The organism is Vibrio sp. 1159 (assembly GCF_033340395.1).
In the GTDB taxonomy this organism is placed as follows: Bacteria; Pseudomonadota; Gammaproteobacteria; order Enterobacterales; family Vibrionaceae; genus Vibrio; species Vibrio alginolyticus.
The window spans coordinates 12,786-27,219 of sequence record NZ_JAWOWL010000020.1; the positions used below are offsets into that span (position 1 = coordinate 12,786).

Consider the following 14,434-nt stretch of genomic DNA (forward strand, 5'->3'; position numbering starts at 1 on the left):
TAAAACCATGCCTCAGCGATTGCTGAGGCATTTTTATGGGTAGGAACAGATAGGCTATTATTCTTTAATAACATTTCGCATAACCAGTATGATACCTAAACACCCTACTCGCCTGCGCCTGTCATTTCTTAAACAAAATAATTTCCGTTCTTAGCTCTTCTTCCGTGGTTTCCTTCGGGCTATTCAGATAGCGTTCGATTCCTAAAGGACTGGTTTTGACTTTCATACCACTCTGACGAACCAAGTTCATCGCTAAAGCCCATGCATTTCCCAAAAACTGATATTCACCTCGGTGTTCAACGACAAATGTTTCACTCTCAGGAATGGTACCGGTAACCGCCCCTTGAGGCGCTGGTACTGAGTTATGAAGAGGAAAGCAAGTGATAAACTCGAATGTACCTTTCTGCATATCCATCGACTGGTAATAACAAAACAATTCACCATTCACGGATAGGGTTTCGTCACTAATTAACTGTTCTAGTTGCTGAACATGCTTCTCAATTACCGAACCTAATTCCTGCAAGCTAGCCACACCCTTGATCCCAATGTAATGAATTTGAGGCAACGTTCGGTTACCTATTTCGACTAAGTCTGAATGCACTCTTCCGGTTTCAAGCTTACTTTTGAGCATGCGTAACCCACGTTGATAATCCATCTCTATCATCGACTTAAACATACTTTTCAGAAAGAACAGATACCAAGGGACGCGAGATTGCATTTGCCATTCGACTAAACAGCCATTTTGTGACGGCGTCACGATTAGAGTCACCTTTCCATGGCTCTTGATTGGGCGAAAGAAATGTAGCTCCATATCTAATCGATGCTCTTGAGTACTTTCCAGTACAATCGCGCCAGTCCCAATACGCTGACCATTCCATTGATAACCAGCTCCAACGTGGCCCTGATTATCACTGAATGTCAGCTCGCAGCTTGGTTCAAGAATGATCCATGGTGACCAGCTGGGCCAGTTATTGAAGTTCTTGAGATAGCCAATAATTTCACTTTGATTCTTATTAATTTCAATACTTCGGCTGACCTGATAAGAGAGCATAACGGTTCCTCGAGTTTCCGCTTCACTAACTTCAGTCTAATTCAAATTCCAGTTTTTTCTTGTTTGACTACGGGTTAGATGCGTACGACAAGAAAAATCCAGAGCGTTAATTCTCACTTGAATCAATACGCGCAAAGCTAAGAGCAGAACTCCACTTTTGCACTAAATCGAACACCATCATCGTCCAGTACTAACGCCCACCCCATCCGTTCACATATTCGTTGTACGATAACAAGCCCACAACCATAACCAGCGTTGTACGTCTCGTTGCCATCGTGACGGTTTAGGATCTTAAGCGCATGACCTTTCAACTCAATTTCAATATCTCCCACACTATAGCTAAAGGCGTTTTTAATCAGATTGTTGATAACAATGGTCACAAAACTCTCTGGTGCCTTCACTACACCACTATGTTGTTCGTGCAAAGCGTAGTTCGAATCTTGCTTGGCAAATAAAGGAGCCAGCTCTTCCAGTTGTTTTTGTAAACAAGTAAGAAGCTGATGCTCTCCGTAATGTTGAGGCTCTATTTTCTCTTTACCAAGTAAGAGAAACGCTTCTGTCAGTACACGCATCTCGTCACAAGCTGACTGCATCCTCGTGATGGCTTTTTGCGCAACTCGAGGTTGATCAGGGAGACGCGTCAGAATGTCTGTTGAGCCTTTAATCACCATGATTGGCGTTCTCAACTCATGCGATGCAAAACGGCTAAATTCTTGTTCTCGTTTGAAATAGCCCGCGATATCGTTCTTATTATCCAGCAAAGTCTGCTCTATCTGGCGTGTTTCGCTGAACTTAGTTTCAACTTGGAAAGCGGGTTGATCCGGTGACATTTGGCTAATTTTGTCTTCAATTTGCGCTAATGGCCGAGACAATATTCGCACCATGTAAATGCCATACCCAACCATGACAAATGAAAACAAACCACCGAGCAGCAGCGTAAACTGATGCAGCGAGCTTTCGTATTCGTCCAAGTAATCATCGGAGTCATCTTGAAATACAATGTACATAAGCCCCTTCCCTGAGGGGTGGTTCAATACAACAAAGTGTTTGTCTTCTTCACCAAGCAGGTATTCGTAAAAACCAGGTGAAGTAAAAGAGAGCAACCAATCGGGTGTCGGTGCTTCACTCCAATATGAGTTGAATTCCAATACGTTTGGCAATGGCGCATCCCAGCCCTGTTTCTCGAAATTCTCACTATAAAGCGCAGCTTCAGTATCTAGCCAGTGATGTAAACTCAGCACTTCCAGTTTGTTTTCTGCCACATAAATCAGCGACCAAAAAAGAGTAAACATCACAAACGTCATGACCCCAAAACCCCAACGGATCTTGCGATAAATGCTTGGATATTCGTTATGCTTTAAGTCGGTAACCTTGTCCATGAATAGTCTCTAATCGTGATTCTTCAAAACCTTTGTCTAGCGCGGTTCTTAAACCGTAAATATGGCTACGAAGTGCATCACTTCCGGGTGGTTCGTCTCCCCACACACTATCGATCACTTCTGTGCGCGAGACCGCTGCTGGAGCACGTTGGAGGAGCAATTTTAAAATTTTAGTTTGAATTCGACTCAGCTTAATTTCTTTGTCTTTTCTCGTTACTTTTCCTGTCCGCGCATCTAAACAAATATCTGCAAATTTGAGCGTTCCGATATCTTGTCTTGGACCACGATTAGCCAAAGCATGAACACGCAAACTGAGCTCTTCCATCGCAAATGGCTTCATTAAATAATCATCTCCCCCCGCTTTAAAAGCCGCGATTTTGTCCTCTAGCGTATCTTTTGCCGTTAGGAAGAGAATTGGCGTTCCACATAACTTATCTTGTCGAAGCTTCTGTACCGTACTGATGCCATCGAGCTTCGGCATCATGATATCCATGATGATTACATCGTAATGATTTTCCTCGATTAACTTAATCGCAGCCTCTCCATGAAACGCACAATCGATAATCATGCCTTCTAGCTCAAGATAGTCTGCAATCGTCTCCGAGACGTTATGGTTGTCATCTACAATTAAAATTTTCATAAAATCACATTTCTTCACGATCTCTTCACGATATGCCCAATAAGATACAGGCAATTTCCTAAACTCGCTCGTAAATTGAGGTTAATACAATGAAAAAACTCGCTCTTATTTCTGTAGTAGGTTTGGCATTGTCTGGTTGTGGTGGTTCAGGTGGTGGCAGCAATAGCGATAGCACATCAACTCAACCAGCAGTGAAACCAAGTGTAGCGATTGGCTCTGTTGAAGCGGTCAACGCTGAAGAAAGCACGTTAACCGTCAATGGACATACGTATCGTGTGTCTGAGGTGGTTTATGACGACACACAAGTGCAACTGGCCGATGTAAAACCAAAAATGGTGGTTCGCGTGGGTTCAGATATTCGGCAAACTTCGGACAATGGCGTCCGAGTCATACTTGAACCAACCATTACTGGACGTGTGACAGCAATTGATCATGTGAAGAAAAAATTCACGGTAAACGGCGTAGAGCTGCAGTTTGACGATTTAAGTGATGATATAGAGGTCAACGACTGGGTGATGGTGTCATCATTGCCAACTGCTGATGCGGGTTATCGAGTGTTGTCTGTGGTCGAGCTCGACGTAGATAACGATTACCCAGCACTTGATAACGACTACGAACTGGAAGGCCGTATTACCAGTATCGATGCAAATGCTGGAACATTTAAGTTAGGTGGAAAAGTAACGGTGACATATAACAACGTTAACCAGCTTAGCATTGGTCAATGGATTGAAGCCGAAGGTGAAATGCAAAACGGTATCTTCATGGCACATGAGGTAGAAGTTGAAGGCTACGACGTCATAAGCAATGACAGCGATGTGGAAGGCATCGTCACTTGGGTTGCAAATGACTACAGTGAGTTCTCACTAAACTACCGAGGTGCATTCTTCATCGATAACGCAACACGATTTGAAGATGGCAGCAAAGCGAACCTAAAACAAGGCCAAGAAGTGGAAGTAACGTCTGTCATGAAAAATGGCAAACGCATCGCTACCGTTATTGAGTTTGAGCAACCAGACTTTGACGATAACAACCAATGGCAAGGTAAAGAATTTGAATGTGAAGGATACGTATCAAACTACGATGCTGAAGCAAGAACATTTGAAATCGAGCATTGTGAGAATGATGCTGATCAAGTACTAACTAACACCACCGTTGTGATTGATGCACAAACACGCTTCCAAGGCATTGAAGAACTTAACCTAAATGGTGCTCGTGTCGAAGTCGAAGGTGTGATCATTAACGAGCAAAATATTGCCCGTGAAGTGGAGTTAGACGTTTACGACAACTAATCCCTTCTACGCTTAAGAAAAAGTGTCACTTCGGTGGCACTTGTTCTTTTCACCTTACTTTGCTTCCCAAGCTCAAACCAACAAATTCTCAGTCAAAGCCTTTTCTCTCCGTTACACTTTACCTATGTTTCACAACATTGGTGACGAATATGAAAAAACGCAACCTCATTTTGTTAATCTTGTTTTTTGGTTCAGCCACGAGCTTAGCTAGCGTTATGGATCCTGACTGCGATGCAGAAAAGGCAGCTAAAGCCGCTGCGACAAAAGCCGTGGTTGGTGTTGGGGGTCGCTGTACGCCTAAAGAGGCACTGAAAGATACCGCAGTTGATGCAGGAAAAGACAAATTGCCAGATGAAGGGATGGCGGGTAAAGCTGTTGATGCAATGACACCGGAAAAAGAGAAGAAAACGGTGAAAGACGTAACCAAAAAGCTCAATAAAGATTGATACGCTTTCTTGTAGTTAACTTTAATAGCGAAACTCCCCCCTCCCAAAAAAAAAGAGCGCCGATTGACGCTCTTTCCGAACTCTAATAGATAACCAATTATGCGGTTTCTGCTTCACCTATCCAATGATAATGGTGGTTGGCTTTTTTCCCCACTAAACCGAGCTCTGCCAATTCTTCAAATACCTTGTCTACCTCTTCCGCAGACAGCCTAAACTGTTTAGCAACGGCTTTTTTGGTGCACGTAATTTGATGCGTTTTAAGTGCATCGCTAACTTGCTCTAACAAGGTTTTCGGTTCCTTTGGTTCTTCTGGCTCCGGCGCAGCTGGTATTTCTTGCTCTTCTTCCTCTTTTATATGAGGAAGATAACCCGCAGGCGCTGGGTCTATATCGCGAACTGTTTTCAATATCATGCCCTCATTTCTGCGATAGAAATATCGGAACCGTTGCTCTTCACCAATCAAGCCAACAAAAAATGCAGCAAAGAAGTCCAAAAGAATCGAAAGAAATACAACCAAGCCAAGCTGAGCTTGCTGAGAGGTGGTACCAAATGCGTTGGCTAGGCTATCAATCAAACCAATCACTGAGCCTTGCGTAACCGGCGGTAAACTATCACGCTCCATAGCCAAGCGTTGCTGCTCTTCACGTAAGGTTTTGTTTTGATCCTGAATGCGAGTTACACCAGTCGCGATACGCTCCATCTCGATGTATTTCTGCGCTGCCATATTGTTGAGCTCAATCTGCTTATCGATTGCCGCAATCTGACGATTAAACGCTTCCACTTTCGCCTGCTCTACCGAAATATGACTTTGTGCACTATTGGTTGCACTATTAATCCCACCAATACTACCGCCAATGGAAATCGCAGCTAAAACTAAATAAAACACGAGAGCGGTTGCTGCTCCTGTGTAGTTGCGATGGGCTCGGCGCTCACCGTATTCATACCAAGCGTAAAATTTACCCGCTTCAAAAATGATCGCTAAACCACCAAATAAGGTTTGCATCATCGGGTTTTCGTCGATAGACAAAAATAACAATAGAGAAAAAATAGTCGATGCTAAAATCGCAGCACCGGTGAATGCATATACACTCACCATGGCAAATCGACCTTTAGGGTATCGATATCCAATCTGTTGTTCGTATTTCATTTGAGAAATTTCTTAAGATTAATCGCCCCTCCGACTAAGTAGGACGGACGTTTCTGGCATGTACAAAGGAGCGCAGAATACCGTATCCTTTATTAAATTACTGTCATAATTCCGTTAATGGAAAACAAGTGAAGATTCGGTGTGCATTTTGAATCGATATCAGCCAAATCTAGCACGTAAAAACACCACCACGACACCCACTAACCGAAGCTTCAGTGACATATAAGAGAGATTAATTCGGTATCTTCAGAAGCGACTAAGCAAGACTGACAAGTTGAATTGGAGGTTGTGAATGTCAGCCGAATCAAGACATTAAAGCGTTAAAAATAGGCAACAAAACAAATAATGCACACTTGCATCACCTTTTAGTAAACTGATAATTACATTGTTTGGTTAATTTGTTAGTATCCCGCGCCGAAGAAGATAAGCACTCAATTGTATGGAAAACACTCTAATACAGCACAAACACCATCGCTTGCACGCTATTGCGGTTATTATCGCGGTGTTGTTTCAGTTGTATTTAGCGTCCACAGCCGCTCTTAATCCTACACAAGTTCACAGCACAACTTGGCTCAACAAAGTCCAAAGTGAAAAGGTTTTACTGTGTACCGCAGATGGTTTCAAATGGGTGGATATCAATACGTTGATTGAGGCTAACGCTCAATCTTCTTCTAAGCTCATCCAAGATCTTAACTTACACGACGGCTTTCAGTTTGAATGTCCGCTTCTTCAAGCTGTTCAATTCTTTCTTCTGGTTGCGATTGGGCTTTACCTGACAACCATCCATTGGCTGCGCCGAGTAAAGTATGCACTGACGACTTATCATTTTTCAAAATGCGATAAGTTCGTTTACAAACACATCGCGCCTAAGCACTCTCCGCCGAGTGTTTTTCCTGCCTAACAGGCATCTAATCATTGACAACTTTATTCAAAAATAACGATGACTCTGTTTGTTGTCCATTCAGAGAAGCTATTCATTCAAAAGGAAAAACACATGCTTAAATCATTTAAAACCGCCGCTATCGCGCTTATTGCTGTCATCGCTAGCCCACTGAGTTTAGCGCACGATTATGAAGCAGGAAAAATTCATATCGACCATCCATGGAGCCGCGAAGCGCCACCAAACGCACCTGTTATCGGTGGTTTTTTTCAATTAACCAACCACGGTGACAGTGAAGATGCATTGATCGCAGCAGAAAGCCCAATCGCAGGGCATGTCGAAATTCACACGCATAAGAAAGAAGATGGTGTGATGAAAATGATTAAGATTGACGAAGTGCGCGTTCCAGCCAATGACTCAGTGTTGTTTAAGCCAGGCAGCTTCCATTTAATGATTTTCAATCCAACACAAACTCTTAAAGAGGGTGACCGCTTCCCTATGACATTAACCTTTAAAAACGCAGGTAAGGTTGAAGTGGAAATGGCGGTTGAGAAACAAGGCCACATGGAAAAACACATGCATCATTAATGACGCAAACAAAAGTGCCCGCTGATTTAGCGGGCATTTTTATCTCAGCTTAGTCAAAATCATTATCCAACAGGTCCTAACTCGACTCTTCAGAACAATGGTGATAAATAACGCTTGGCGAAACGGCGTCATATATCATAACAGCGTGCTCGGGCAAGAGATTCTAAATCACGCTCGTTCCTCGCTATTCAGAATGACCTTGAAAGACTTAAGATCCTAAAAAGGTTCCCTACCCGCTTAAAACTCAACCTCTCGACAAAGTTATCCAACCATCACTTGGCAAGCCTAAATGAAATCATAAGTTTGGCAACAAAGACCCACGGTTAATCGGCTTTCTTTCTACTTGAAACAAACCTCAGCCCAACGAGCTAAGCCGGCAGTTACTGAGCCAAAATAGTTTCCACTGACAACCGGAATACTTGGCAGTACGGTTTGCACCGCATCGCGCAAGATTGGCGAGCGTGCCGAACCTCCAGTCATAAAGATAGCATCGGGTTTAACTCCAGCTTGCTCTACCGCTTCTGTCACCAACGCCGTCATTTTATTCTTTGGCGACTGGATCGCTTCGATCATTTCGTCACGTTGTACATCAACTTCAATCGTTTCTGATAGTAAGTTGATGCCAGTTCGGTAAGAAGCTTGTTCTGAAAGTGCCACTTTTGCCTCTTCGGCACGGCGAACAATGTTGTAGCCTAAAGACTCATGATACACCTCTAGCAAACGAGCAAGTTTTTCTGGCTCTTGAGCCTGCTTTTGAAGCAACTTTAACGCTGATAGGTTCTCTCGCGAATAGAAGTCACTCTGCGCTTCTACATTATTGATTGCTATCGGGTTCCAGAATTGGGTAGTCGGCATCACAATGCCTGACTCCATTTTACTTCCCATGCCAAAAGGGAACATGAGCTGCTTAAATGCTAGCGCGATATCAAGATCATTCCCGCCGACACGCTGGCCACTGTGAGCTAACAAGCTTGCGGTCCTATCTGCTTTGCCGCGCCAAGACGGTCCCATTTGGATCAACGAACAGTCCGTTGTACCACCGCCAATATCGACTACTAGAATGATTTTATCTTCGCTGAGTGTCGCTTCATACTCTAGGCCCGCCGCGACAGGCTCAAACTGAAACTCCACATTTTGGAAGCCCGCACGTTTCGCTGCCCGCAACAAAATGCGTTCAGCCTGAATGTTAGCCGTTTCACCGCCACGCCCATGAAAGTTAATTGGTCTGCCGATCACAGCATCGGTAATACTTTGCTGCGCATCGTTTTCGGCTTGAGACTTAATATTGTCCATCATCGCGCAGACAAGGTCTTCGAAGAAAGCCAATTGCACATCACGCAAGCCAGATGCACCAAGAAAAGACTTCGGCGATTTCACATAATAGATATCGCGAGGATCTTCCAAATAGAGATTAAGTGCAGCCTGACCAAACGCGATGTCGTCGGATTCTAAGTCAATACTTTCTTCTCGGTTTAAATTGATTGCCCGGCGTAAAACCTGCTCACCAACTTGATCTAATGGTTTAATATCTCGATGGCGAAATAAATGCTCGGATACCGATTCACGAGTCGGTGCAGCAAGGGTGGAAGGAATAAAAGGGCTGTTTCCTTCTAGATTAAGCAGTACTGGATCACCCGATTCCATTTTAGCCACTGAACAGTTTGCAGTACCATAGTCAAAGCCGATAAACATTGTTTCTCCCACTGTCCCACTGATTAGTGGCCTTTTGACCGTTAAAAAGCTGGCAATGCTAACTTAATGGCATAAGAATTACTATCCCAAAATCAAGTGTAATTTAACGTGGAAAACCTATCTAAGGTACACTACTTTCTCTTTTTGCAGATGGCACAACAACCGCTACCAGTAAAGCTAACAACAGGAACACGGGGCTAAGCATTAATCCATGCCAGATTGAATACCCATCATGGAACAACCAGAATATACCAAGCGTCAGTAGGTACGAAAAGTAGCTGCAAAACACCAAGCTAATCGCGACAAAGCGCTTTTGATTAATAATAAGAATCCGCACTAGATACTGGCTAAGAATACCAGAGCAGCGCATGGCAAGTTGCCAATTAATGATAAAGAAAGCAAGCGCAATAAACCCAGCTACGACCAGTGCATCATGCGTGCTTAAAATGAAGTAGCTACCAAATCGGCTTATGATGACCGGATAATCGCCTTCGTATATCGTTGACCAAGATATTGCGTTCGCTGCTGCTACGTAATTGGCAAAATAAGCAATGGCGTAGAAAGTCGTTTGAGAACTGAACGGCTGAAATACATCCGTACAAAATCCTCGCCACTCTTCTTTGTTGGCGGTAGGCCCAACCCAGTCACGTTTTTTTTGGGCGGTACGCCCGGCAAACTCAGGCCCGTTGCGAAACAACAGCCAAAATATATAGAGTGCAAGTATAACCAAGAGTATTGAAAACATACCCTTCCCCCTCAGAAATTATCGGCGCCACTGCCAATGGCGTTGGGGTCGTAAACTGCACTTCCCTGCTATACCTATTTGATTTATCAAAGACTTATTATTTTATTACCACCAAAATTCATTCAACGGCATACTAAACAGCGACATTTTCACGCTTTGTGTGAAGTTCGAAAGCCTACTTTTAGGTTTAGCACAAAAATAGCTACAGCAAAGCGTAAGAGAGGGATTCCGCACCCATCAATGAAGATGAGGCGTTAAGCAGAAGCTGTGACCGCAATGAGAAGAGAAGGATTCAAAGCGGCCATGCATGGGCAAGAGGAGCAACTATTTCTCTAACTTTTCTTCAAATACACCAATCTCTCTGCCCAACCAAATCGCGCGTTCTGTGTGATCGAGCAACTCTTCTTCGCTTACTGGGTGAATAAGCACAGAAAAATCGCCTCGAATCGTATCAAGCCACGCCAAGAACTCTTCACTCAATGATTCTAGGTGAATTTCAAACATCGGCATCTTGTGTGGGCCAACTAACCTTCCAACTAATGGAAACACACGCAGCACATCTTGACGCTCTTGACGGATGATCTCGTTCAAGGCTTGCGCTTTATCTTGTTCTCTTAGGGGAAAATAAACATGAGCGTGGTACATAACTTCTCCATAATCACTTCCACTTGAGCACCACCTACTTTGGATAAGCTCAAGGACTGCCGAGGGTATACATTTGTAATGCCGTCACCCTACCTTGATTCCACTCAGTTGGGAAGAAGTTATGCATTCTCATAAGGTCGAGGCTTCGAGCACAACAAAAATTTGCAATTCATCATCTAGCAACTGTTTGAGTTGATTCATTAATAATGACTCACTTTGTCAAATTTTACAGCCAAATTTTGTTGCAAATATGTTTCATTAACCAGTAATTAAATTCGAGTTTAAAAATACCACCAACAAAATAGCAGCATATTACTCTGCAAAATTAGGGTGTAAGCAAAACTTTACTACTGAGCGAAAGTCAAAATGAAGCATAATTTAACAATTTGTTTACACTTATTGTATCTGGCTATACCACGATTTAGTTAGAGGGTTAGATACAGAAAAGCCTTTCTCTGTATCTTGCGGTGAAATAATCGCAGCGATGTTATCGACAAATAGTTTAAGGGACGAACAGATGCCTACCGCTATCGAAAGCACACGCAACCTTAGGTATGGCCTTTGCGCTGATATCAGAGTTTGAGTACCCATACAAACTCTGGTTTTGTATGAATAGCTGCAGTCCAAAAGACCCGCAGCGTCAAAAGGAGCTTGAGATGAACGTTCAGGCATTACCCATGCATCGGTTTATCGACCATCGTGGGGACCTAGTCGGCCAACTACCCAACTGGGCTGACACTGAAACATTGGTCGGGTTTTACCGAGACATGGTATTAACTCGCACTTACGACAACAAAGCAGTTGCCTTGCAACGCACCGGTAAGCTAGGGACCTATCCCTCACACTTAGGCGCGGAAGCCATAGGCATTGCGGTAGGCAGAGCACTTAAAGCCGATGATGTTTTTGTCCCTTACTACCGCGATATGCCTGCGATGTGGTGTCGTGGCATTGGCATGGAAAAGAACCTTCAATACTGGGGGGGCGATGAGCGCGGGAGTGATTTTGCTCCTGAGGGCAGTCCGGTTCCTAGCCGAGACCTTCCCTACTGTGTACCCATAGCGACGCAATGTACGCATGCTGTCGGGGTGGCTTCCGCGCTAAAAATTCAAGGTAACCATGAAGCTGCGCTAGTCATGTGCGGCGATGGTGGTACATCCAAAGGGGACTTTCTTGAGTCAATAAACTGCGCAGGTACTTGGAATATTCCACTTGTTTTCGTCGTAAACAATAACCAGTGGGCAATTTCAGTGCCGCGTAGTCTCCAATGTGCCGCCGATTTCTTATCAGAAAAAGCGCAAGGTGCAGGTATACCGGGTATTACTGTCGATGGTAACGATGTCGTCGCCGTTTATGATGCAACTAAAACCGCCCTTGAGAGAGCAAGAAAAGGGAAAGGCGCAACACTCATCGAAGCGGTGAGTTACCGACTGAGTGACCACACTACGGCCGATGATGCGACTCGTTATCGTAAAGAAGATGATGTTCAAACCGCATGGCAATACGAACCTATCGCACGTCTTAAAACGTATCTCCTTAATCAAGGCGCTTGGAGCGACGAACAAGAACAGCAATGGCTAGATTACTGTAAAGAGCAAGTAGAGTTAGCTGTTGAACGCTATCTGAGCTTACCGCCACAAGCACCAGAAACCGGTTTCGATTATTTGTATGAATCGCTACCTCAAGAGCTTCATGCACAAAGAGATGAACTCATCAACAAGGCAATGAGAATGCAGGGAGGCAGACATGGCTGAGCTAACGTTGGTTGAAGCAGTAAACCTTGCCCTGCACCACGAAATGCAACAAGACCCCAATGTTGTCGTATTAGGTGAAGACGTGGGCGATAATGGTGGTGTATTTCGTGCCACTGTTGGACTCAAGCAAGAGTTTGGTCTTAAACGAGTCATCGATACGCCACTCGCTGAAGCCTTAATCGGCGGGGTTGCGGTCGGTATGGCAACGCAAGGATTACGACCTGTCGCCGAATTTCAGTTTCAAGGTTTCGTTTTTCCTGCGATGGAGCACTTAATGTGCCACGCGGCTCGAATGCGTAACAGAACTCGCGGTCGGCTCACTTGTCCCGCGGTTTTTCGTGCGCCATTTGGCGGCGGTATCCACGCTCCGGAACACCACTCAGAAAGCGTGGAAGCGCTATTTGCTCACACTGCTGGATTTAAAGTGGTGATTCCTTCTTCACCACAACGCGCATACGGCTTACTTCTCGCCGCAATTAGAAGCAATGATCCCGTCATGTTCTTCGAACCGAAGCGCATATATCGCACCGTTAAATCTGAAGTCGTTGATAACGGCGAAGCACTCCCACTCGACACCTGCTTCACCTTACGTAAGGGGCGAGATATCACGCTCGTTACTTGGGGCGCATGCGTCGTAGAGTCACTTCAGGCCGCGCAAACCTTGTCTAGTCAGGGAATTGAAGTCGAGGTGATTGATTTGGCGAGTATTAAGCCAATTGATACCGCGACGATTTTCAGCTCACTAGAAAAAACTGGACGTTTACTCGTTGTTCATGAAGCGAGTAAAACTTGTGGTGTGGGATCTGAGCTATTAGCTCGAACCGCTGAACACGCCATGTGCTTACTTAAAGCCCCACCTAAACGAGTAACTGGAATGGACACCATTATGCCTTATTACCGTAACGAAGATTATTTCATGGTTCAGGAAGAAGACATTGTGACCGCGGCGCGCGAACTCGTGGAGGATTGGAAATGAAGACGTTTAATTTACCCGATCTCGGTGAAGGTCTCGCTGAGTCAGAAATTGTCAAATGGCACGTTAATGTCGGAGACATGGTTAAATTAGATCAAGTGATCTTAACCGTAGAGACAGCAAAAGCGACGGTAGACGTCCCTGCCCCCTATTCGGGCCGTGTGGTCAGCCGTCATGGTGAGGAAGGTGAAATCGTCAATATTGGTGCATTACTGCTAGAGATTGATGAAACAGGTGCCGGGAGAGAAGTAACGGCAGAGAAAAAAGCCACTGCTGACGCCGCAACCGTCGTCGGCAGCGTTTCTCACCAAGCGCATCATGTAAACGTTGATGATTTCTGGATAGGTGGCAACCACAACACGACAGAAAGTAACCTCGTTACCGCCCTGCCTTCGGCTCGCTTGTTGGCACAAAAACTTGGGGTAGATCTTAACCTCGTGTCAGGTAGTGGCCCGAACGGACTTATCGTTGATGCCGATATTTACGACGAAGCCGGAAAACAGCGTCCAGGCACCGAAGTTTTGAAAGGCGCTCGACGTACCATGGTGTCGTCTATGACCGAATCGCACGAACATGTTGCAGCCGTAACCATTACGGAAGAAGCATTGTTGGAAGATTGGCTGCCAAACGAAGATATCAGTATCCGCCTTGTTCAAGCGATTGTTCATGCGTGTAAAGAAGAGCCTGCTTTAAACGCTTGGTTTGATGCCGAAACCATGACACGCTGTGTACACACAACGGTCAATGTAGGAATTGCAGTAGATAGCCGTCATGGATTGTACGTGCCAGTCTTGCGCCACGCAGATGAATACGAGCCACAAGATGTTCGTCGTTGGCTCGATCAAACCGTTGAAGGGATCAGAGAGAGAAAAATCGGTCGTGAGCAATTGCAGCACGCAACGATTACGCTTTCCAACTTCGGCGCGATTGCCGGTATTTACGCAACACCTGTCGTCACACCGCCACAAGTCGCTATTGTCGGCGCGGGCCGAATACTCGACCGAGTTGTGATAAGAAATGGTCAAGCAATTTCGGTGAAAGCAATGCCGCTATCCGTAACGTTTGATCATCGCGCTTGTACTGGTGGTGAAGCTGCAAGGTTTACGAAAGTACTTGCAGAGCACCTGCAACGTCCGAGCGAAAAGTGACTTATTAAAATCAAATGATAAAGGCTTCCAATTTGGAAGCCTTTTGTTTTAGGGAACAAG

General features: G+C 44.8%; 15 protein-coding genes. 7 read left to right on the forward strand and 8 right to left on the reverse strand.

The window, feature by feature from the left end; all coding sequences use genetic code 11:
• Positions 1-121: 121 nt before the first annotated feature.
• From R7127_RS15740 to R7127_RS15750, 3 genes are all read right to left on the reverse strand, one after another.
• Positions 122-1,051 (reverse strand): SRPBCC family protein, encoded by a 930-nt coding sequence (locus tag R7127_RS15740; protein ID WP_017820241.1) that lies wholly within the window; start codon positions 1,049-1,051, stop codon positions 122-124.
• Between the two features lie 137 nt (positions 1,052-1,188).
• Entirely contained in the window at positions 1,189-2,430 is a 1,242-nt protein-coding gene (locus R7127_RS15745) for a sensor histidine kinase (protein WP_017634216.1), read from the reverse strand.
• Positions 2,402-3,070, reverse strand: a complete 669-nt coding sequence (locus R7127_RS15750) for a response regulator transcription factor (RefSeq protein WP_017820242.1) — start codon at positions 3,068-3,070, stop codon at positions 2,402-2,404. The genes R7127_RS15745 and R7127_RS15750 overlap by 29 nt, the downstream gene beginning before the upstream one ends.
• 89 nt (positions 3,071-3,159) lie before the next feature.
• Between R7127_RS15750 and R7127_RS15755 the strand changes: the two genes are divergently transcribed.
• Both R7127_RS15755 and R7127_RS15760 read left to right on the forward strand, forming a co-directional pair.
• Complete coding sequence (locus R7127_RS15755) at positions 3,160-4,359, forward strand: DUF5666 domain-containing protein (protein ID WP_017820243.1); 1,200 nt, start codon at positions 3,160-3,162, stop codon at positions 4,357-4,359.
• A 149-nt stretch (positions 4,360-4,508) separates the two neighbouring features.
• Positions 4,509-4,805, forward strand: a complete 297-nt coding sequence (locus tag R7127_RS15760) for a hypothetical protein (RefSeq protein ID WP_017634219.1) — start codon at positions 4,509-4,511, stop codon at positions 4,803-4,805.
• A gap of 97 nt (positions 4,806-4,902) precedes the next feature.
• On the opposite strand, the gene R7127_RS15765 is transcribed toward R7127_RS15760, so the two are convergent.
• Positions 4,903-5,952, reverse strand: coding sequence for a hypothetical protein (locus R7127_RS15765; RefSeq protein WP_017634220.1), 1,050 nt, complete (start codon positions 5,950-5,952; stop codon positions 4,903-4,905).
• A gap of 439 nt (positions 5,953-6,391) precedes the next feature.
• Between R7127_RS15765 and R7127_RS15770 the strand changes: the two genes are divergently transcribed.
• A complete protein-coding gene (locus R7127_RS15770; protein WP_005375842.1) occupies positions 6,392-6,853 on the forward strand; it encodes a hypothetical protein in 462 nt (153 codons plus the stop codon).
• A gap of 93 nt (positions 6,854-6,946) precedes the next feature.
• Positions 6,947-7,420, forward strand: coding sequence for a copper chaperone PCu(A)C (locus R7127_RS15775; protein WP_042521048.1), 474 nt, complete (start codon positions 6,947-6,949; stop codon positions 7,418-7,420).
• A gap of 339 nt (positions 7,421-7,759) precedes the next feature.
• On the opposite strand, the gene yegD is transcribed toward R7127_RS15775, so the two are convergent.
• From yegD to R7127_RS15795, 4 genes are all read right to left on the reverse strand, one after another.
• Positions 7,760-9,112 carry a molecular chaperone gene (yegD, locus tag R7127_RS15780; RefSeq protein ID WP_005375838.1) on the reverse strand — a complete coding sequence of 451 codons (1,353 nt, stop codon included), beginning with the start codon at positions 9,110-9,112 and terminating at the stop codon, positions 7,760-7,762.
• Positions 9,113-9,233: 121 nt separating this feature from the next.
• A complete protein-coding gene (locus R7127_RS15785; RefSeq protein WP_005375837.1) occupies positions 9,234-9,857 on the reverse strand; it encodes a hypothetical protein in 624 nt (207 codons plus the stop codon).
• A 324-nt stretch (positions 9,858-10,181) separates the two neighbouring features.
• Positions 10,182-10,502, reverse strand: coding sequence for a DOPA 4,5-dioxygenase family protein (locus tag R7127_RS15790; RefSeq protein WP_005375836.1), 321 nt, complete (start codon positions 10,500-10,502; stop codon positions 10,182-10,184).
• 396 nt (positions 10,503-10,898) lie between these two features.
• On the reverse strand, positions 10,899-11,093 hold the full coding sequence (locus R7127_RS15795) for a hypothetical protein (RefSeq protein ID WP_152560954.1): 195 nt from the start codon (positions 11,091-11,093) through the stop codon (positions 10,899-10,901).
• Positions 11,094-11,158: 65 nt separating this feature from the next.
• Here R7127_RS15795 and pdhA point away from each other — a divergent pair, with 65 nt between their 5' ends.
• From pdhA to R7127_RS15810, 3 genes are read left to right on the forward strand one after another with little or no spacing between them, the layout of a single operon-like run.
• Positions 11,159-12,253 carry a pyruvate dehydrogenase (acetyl-transferring) E1 component subunit alpha gene (gene pdhA / locus R7127_RS15800; protein ID WP_025998586.1) on the forward strand — a complete coding sequence of 365 codons (1,095 nt, stop codon included), beginning with the start codon at positions 11,159-11,161 and terminating at the stop codon, positions 12,251-12,253.
• Positions 12,246-13,229: an alpha-ketoacid dehydrogenase subunit beta gene (locus R7127_RS15805; RefSeq protein WP_017634235.1), complete on the forward strand. Its 984-nt coding sequence runs from the start codon at positions 12,246-12,248 to the stop codon at positions 13,227-13,229. The genes pdhA and R7127_RS15805 overlap by 8 nt, the downstream gene beginning before the upstream one ends.
• Positions 13,226-14,374: a dihydrolipoamide acetyltransferase family protein gene (locus R7127_RS15810; protein WP_175413489.1), complete on the forward strand. Its 1,149-nt coding sequence runs from the start codon at positions 13,226-13,228 to the stop codon at positions 14,372-14,374. Before R7127_RS15805 ends, R7127_RS15810 begins: the two co-directional genes overlap by 4 nt.
• Positions 14,375-14,434 lie beyond the last annotated feature (60 nt).

Bases quoted from the DNA above. Each gene is read 5' to 3' on its own strand.
- R7127_RS15740 (WP_017820241.1), bottom strand. From the start codon at position 1,051: ATGCTCTCTTATCAGGTCAGCCGAAGTATTGAAATTAATAAGAATCAA.
- R7127_RS15745 (WP_017634216.1), bottom strand. From the start codon at position 2,430: ATGGACAAGGTTACCGACTTAAAGCATAACGAATATCCAAGCATTTAT.
- R7127_RS15750 (WP_017820242.1), bottom strand. From the start codon at position 3,070: ATGAAAATTTTAATTGTAGATGACAACCATAACGTCTCGGAGACGATT.
- R7127_RS15755 (WP_017820243.1), top strand. From the start codon at position 3,160: ATGAAAAAACTCGCTCTTATTTCTGTAGTAGGTTTGGCATTGTCTGGT.
- R7127_RS15760 (WP_017634219.1), top strand. From the start codon at position 4,509: ATGAAAAAACGCAACCTCATTTTGTTAATCTTGTTTTTTGGTTCAGCC.
- R7127_RS15765 (WP_017634220.1), bottom strand. From the start codon at position 5,952: ATGAAATACGAACAACAGATTGGATATCGATACCCTAAAGGTCGATTT.
- R7127_RS15770 (WP_005375842.1), top strand. From the start codon at position 6,392: ATGGAAAACACTCTAATACAGCACAAACACCATCGCTTGCACGCTATT.
- R7127_RS15775 (WP_042521048.1), top strand. From the start codon at position 6,947: ATGCTTAAATCATTTAAAACCGCCGCTATCGCGCTTATTGCTGTCATC.
- yegD (WP_005375838.1), bottom strand. From the start codon at position 9,112: ATGTTTATCGGCTTTGACTATGGTACTGCAAACTGTTCAGTGGCTAAA.
- R7127_RS15785 (WP_005375837.1), bottom strand. From the start codon at position 9,857: ATGTTTTCAATACTCTTGGTTATACTTGCACTCTATATATTTTGGCTG.
- R7127_RS15790 (WP_005375836.1), bottom strand. From the start codon at position 10,502: ATGTACCACGCTCATGTTTATTTTCCCCTAAGAGAACAAGATAAAGCG.
- R7127_RS15795 (WP_152560954.1), bottom strand. From the start codon at position 11,093: ATGGGTACTCAAACTCTGATATCAGCGCAAAGGCCATACCTAAGGTTG.
- pdhA (WP_025998586.1), top strand. From the start codon at position 11,159: ATGAACGTTCAGGCATTACCCATGCATCGGTTTATCGACCATCGTGGG.
- R7127_RS15805 (WP_017634235.1), top strand. From the start codon at position 12,246: ATGGCTGAGCTAACGTTGGTTGAAGCAGTAAACCTTGCCCTGCACCAC.
- R7127_RS15810 (WP_175413489.1), top strand. From the start codon at position 13,226: ATGAAGACGTTTAATTTACCCGATCTCGGTGAAGGTCTCGCTGAGTCA.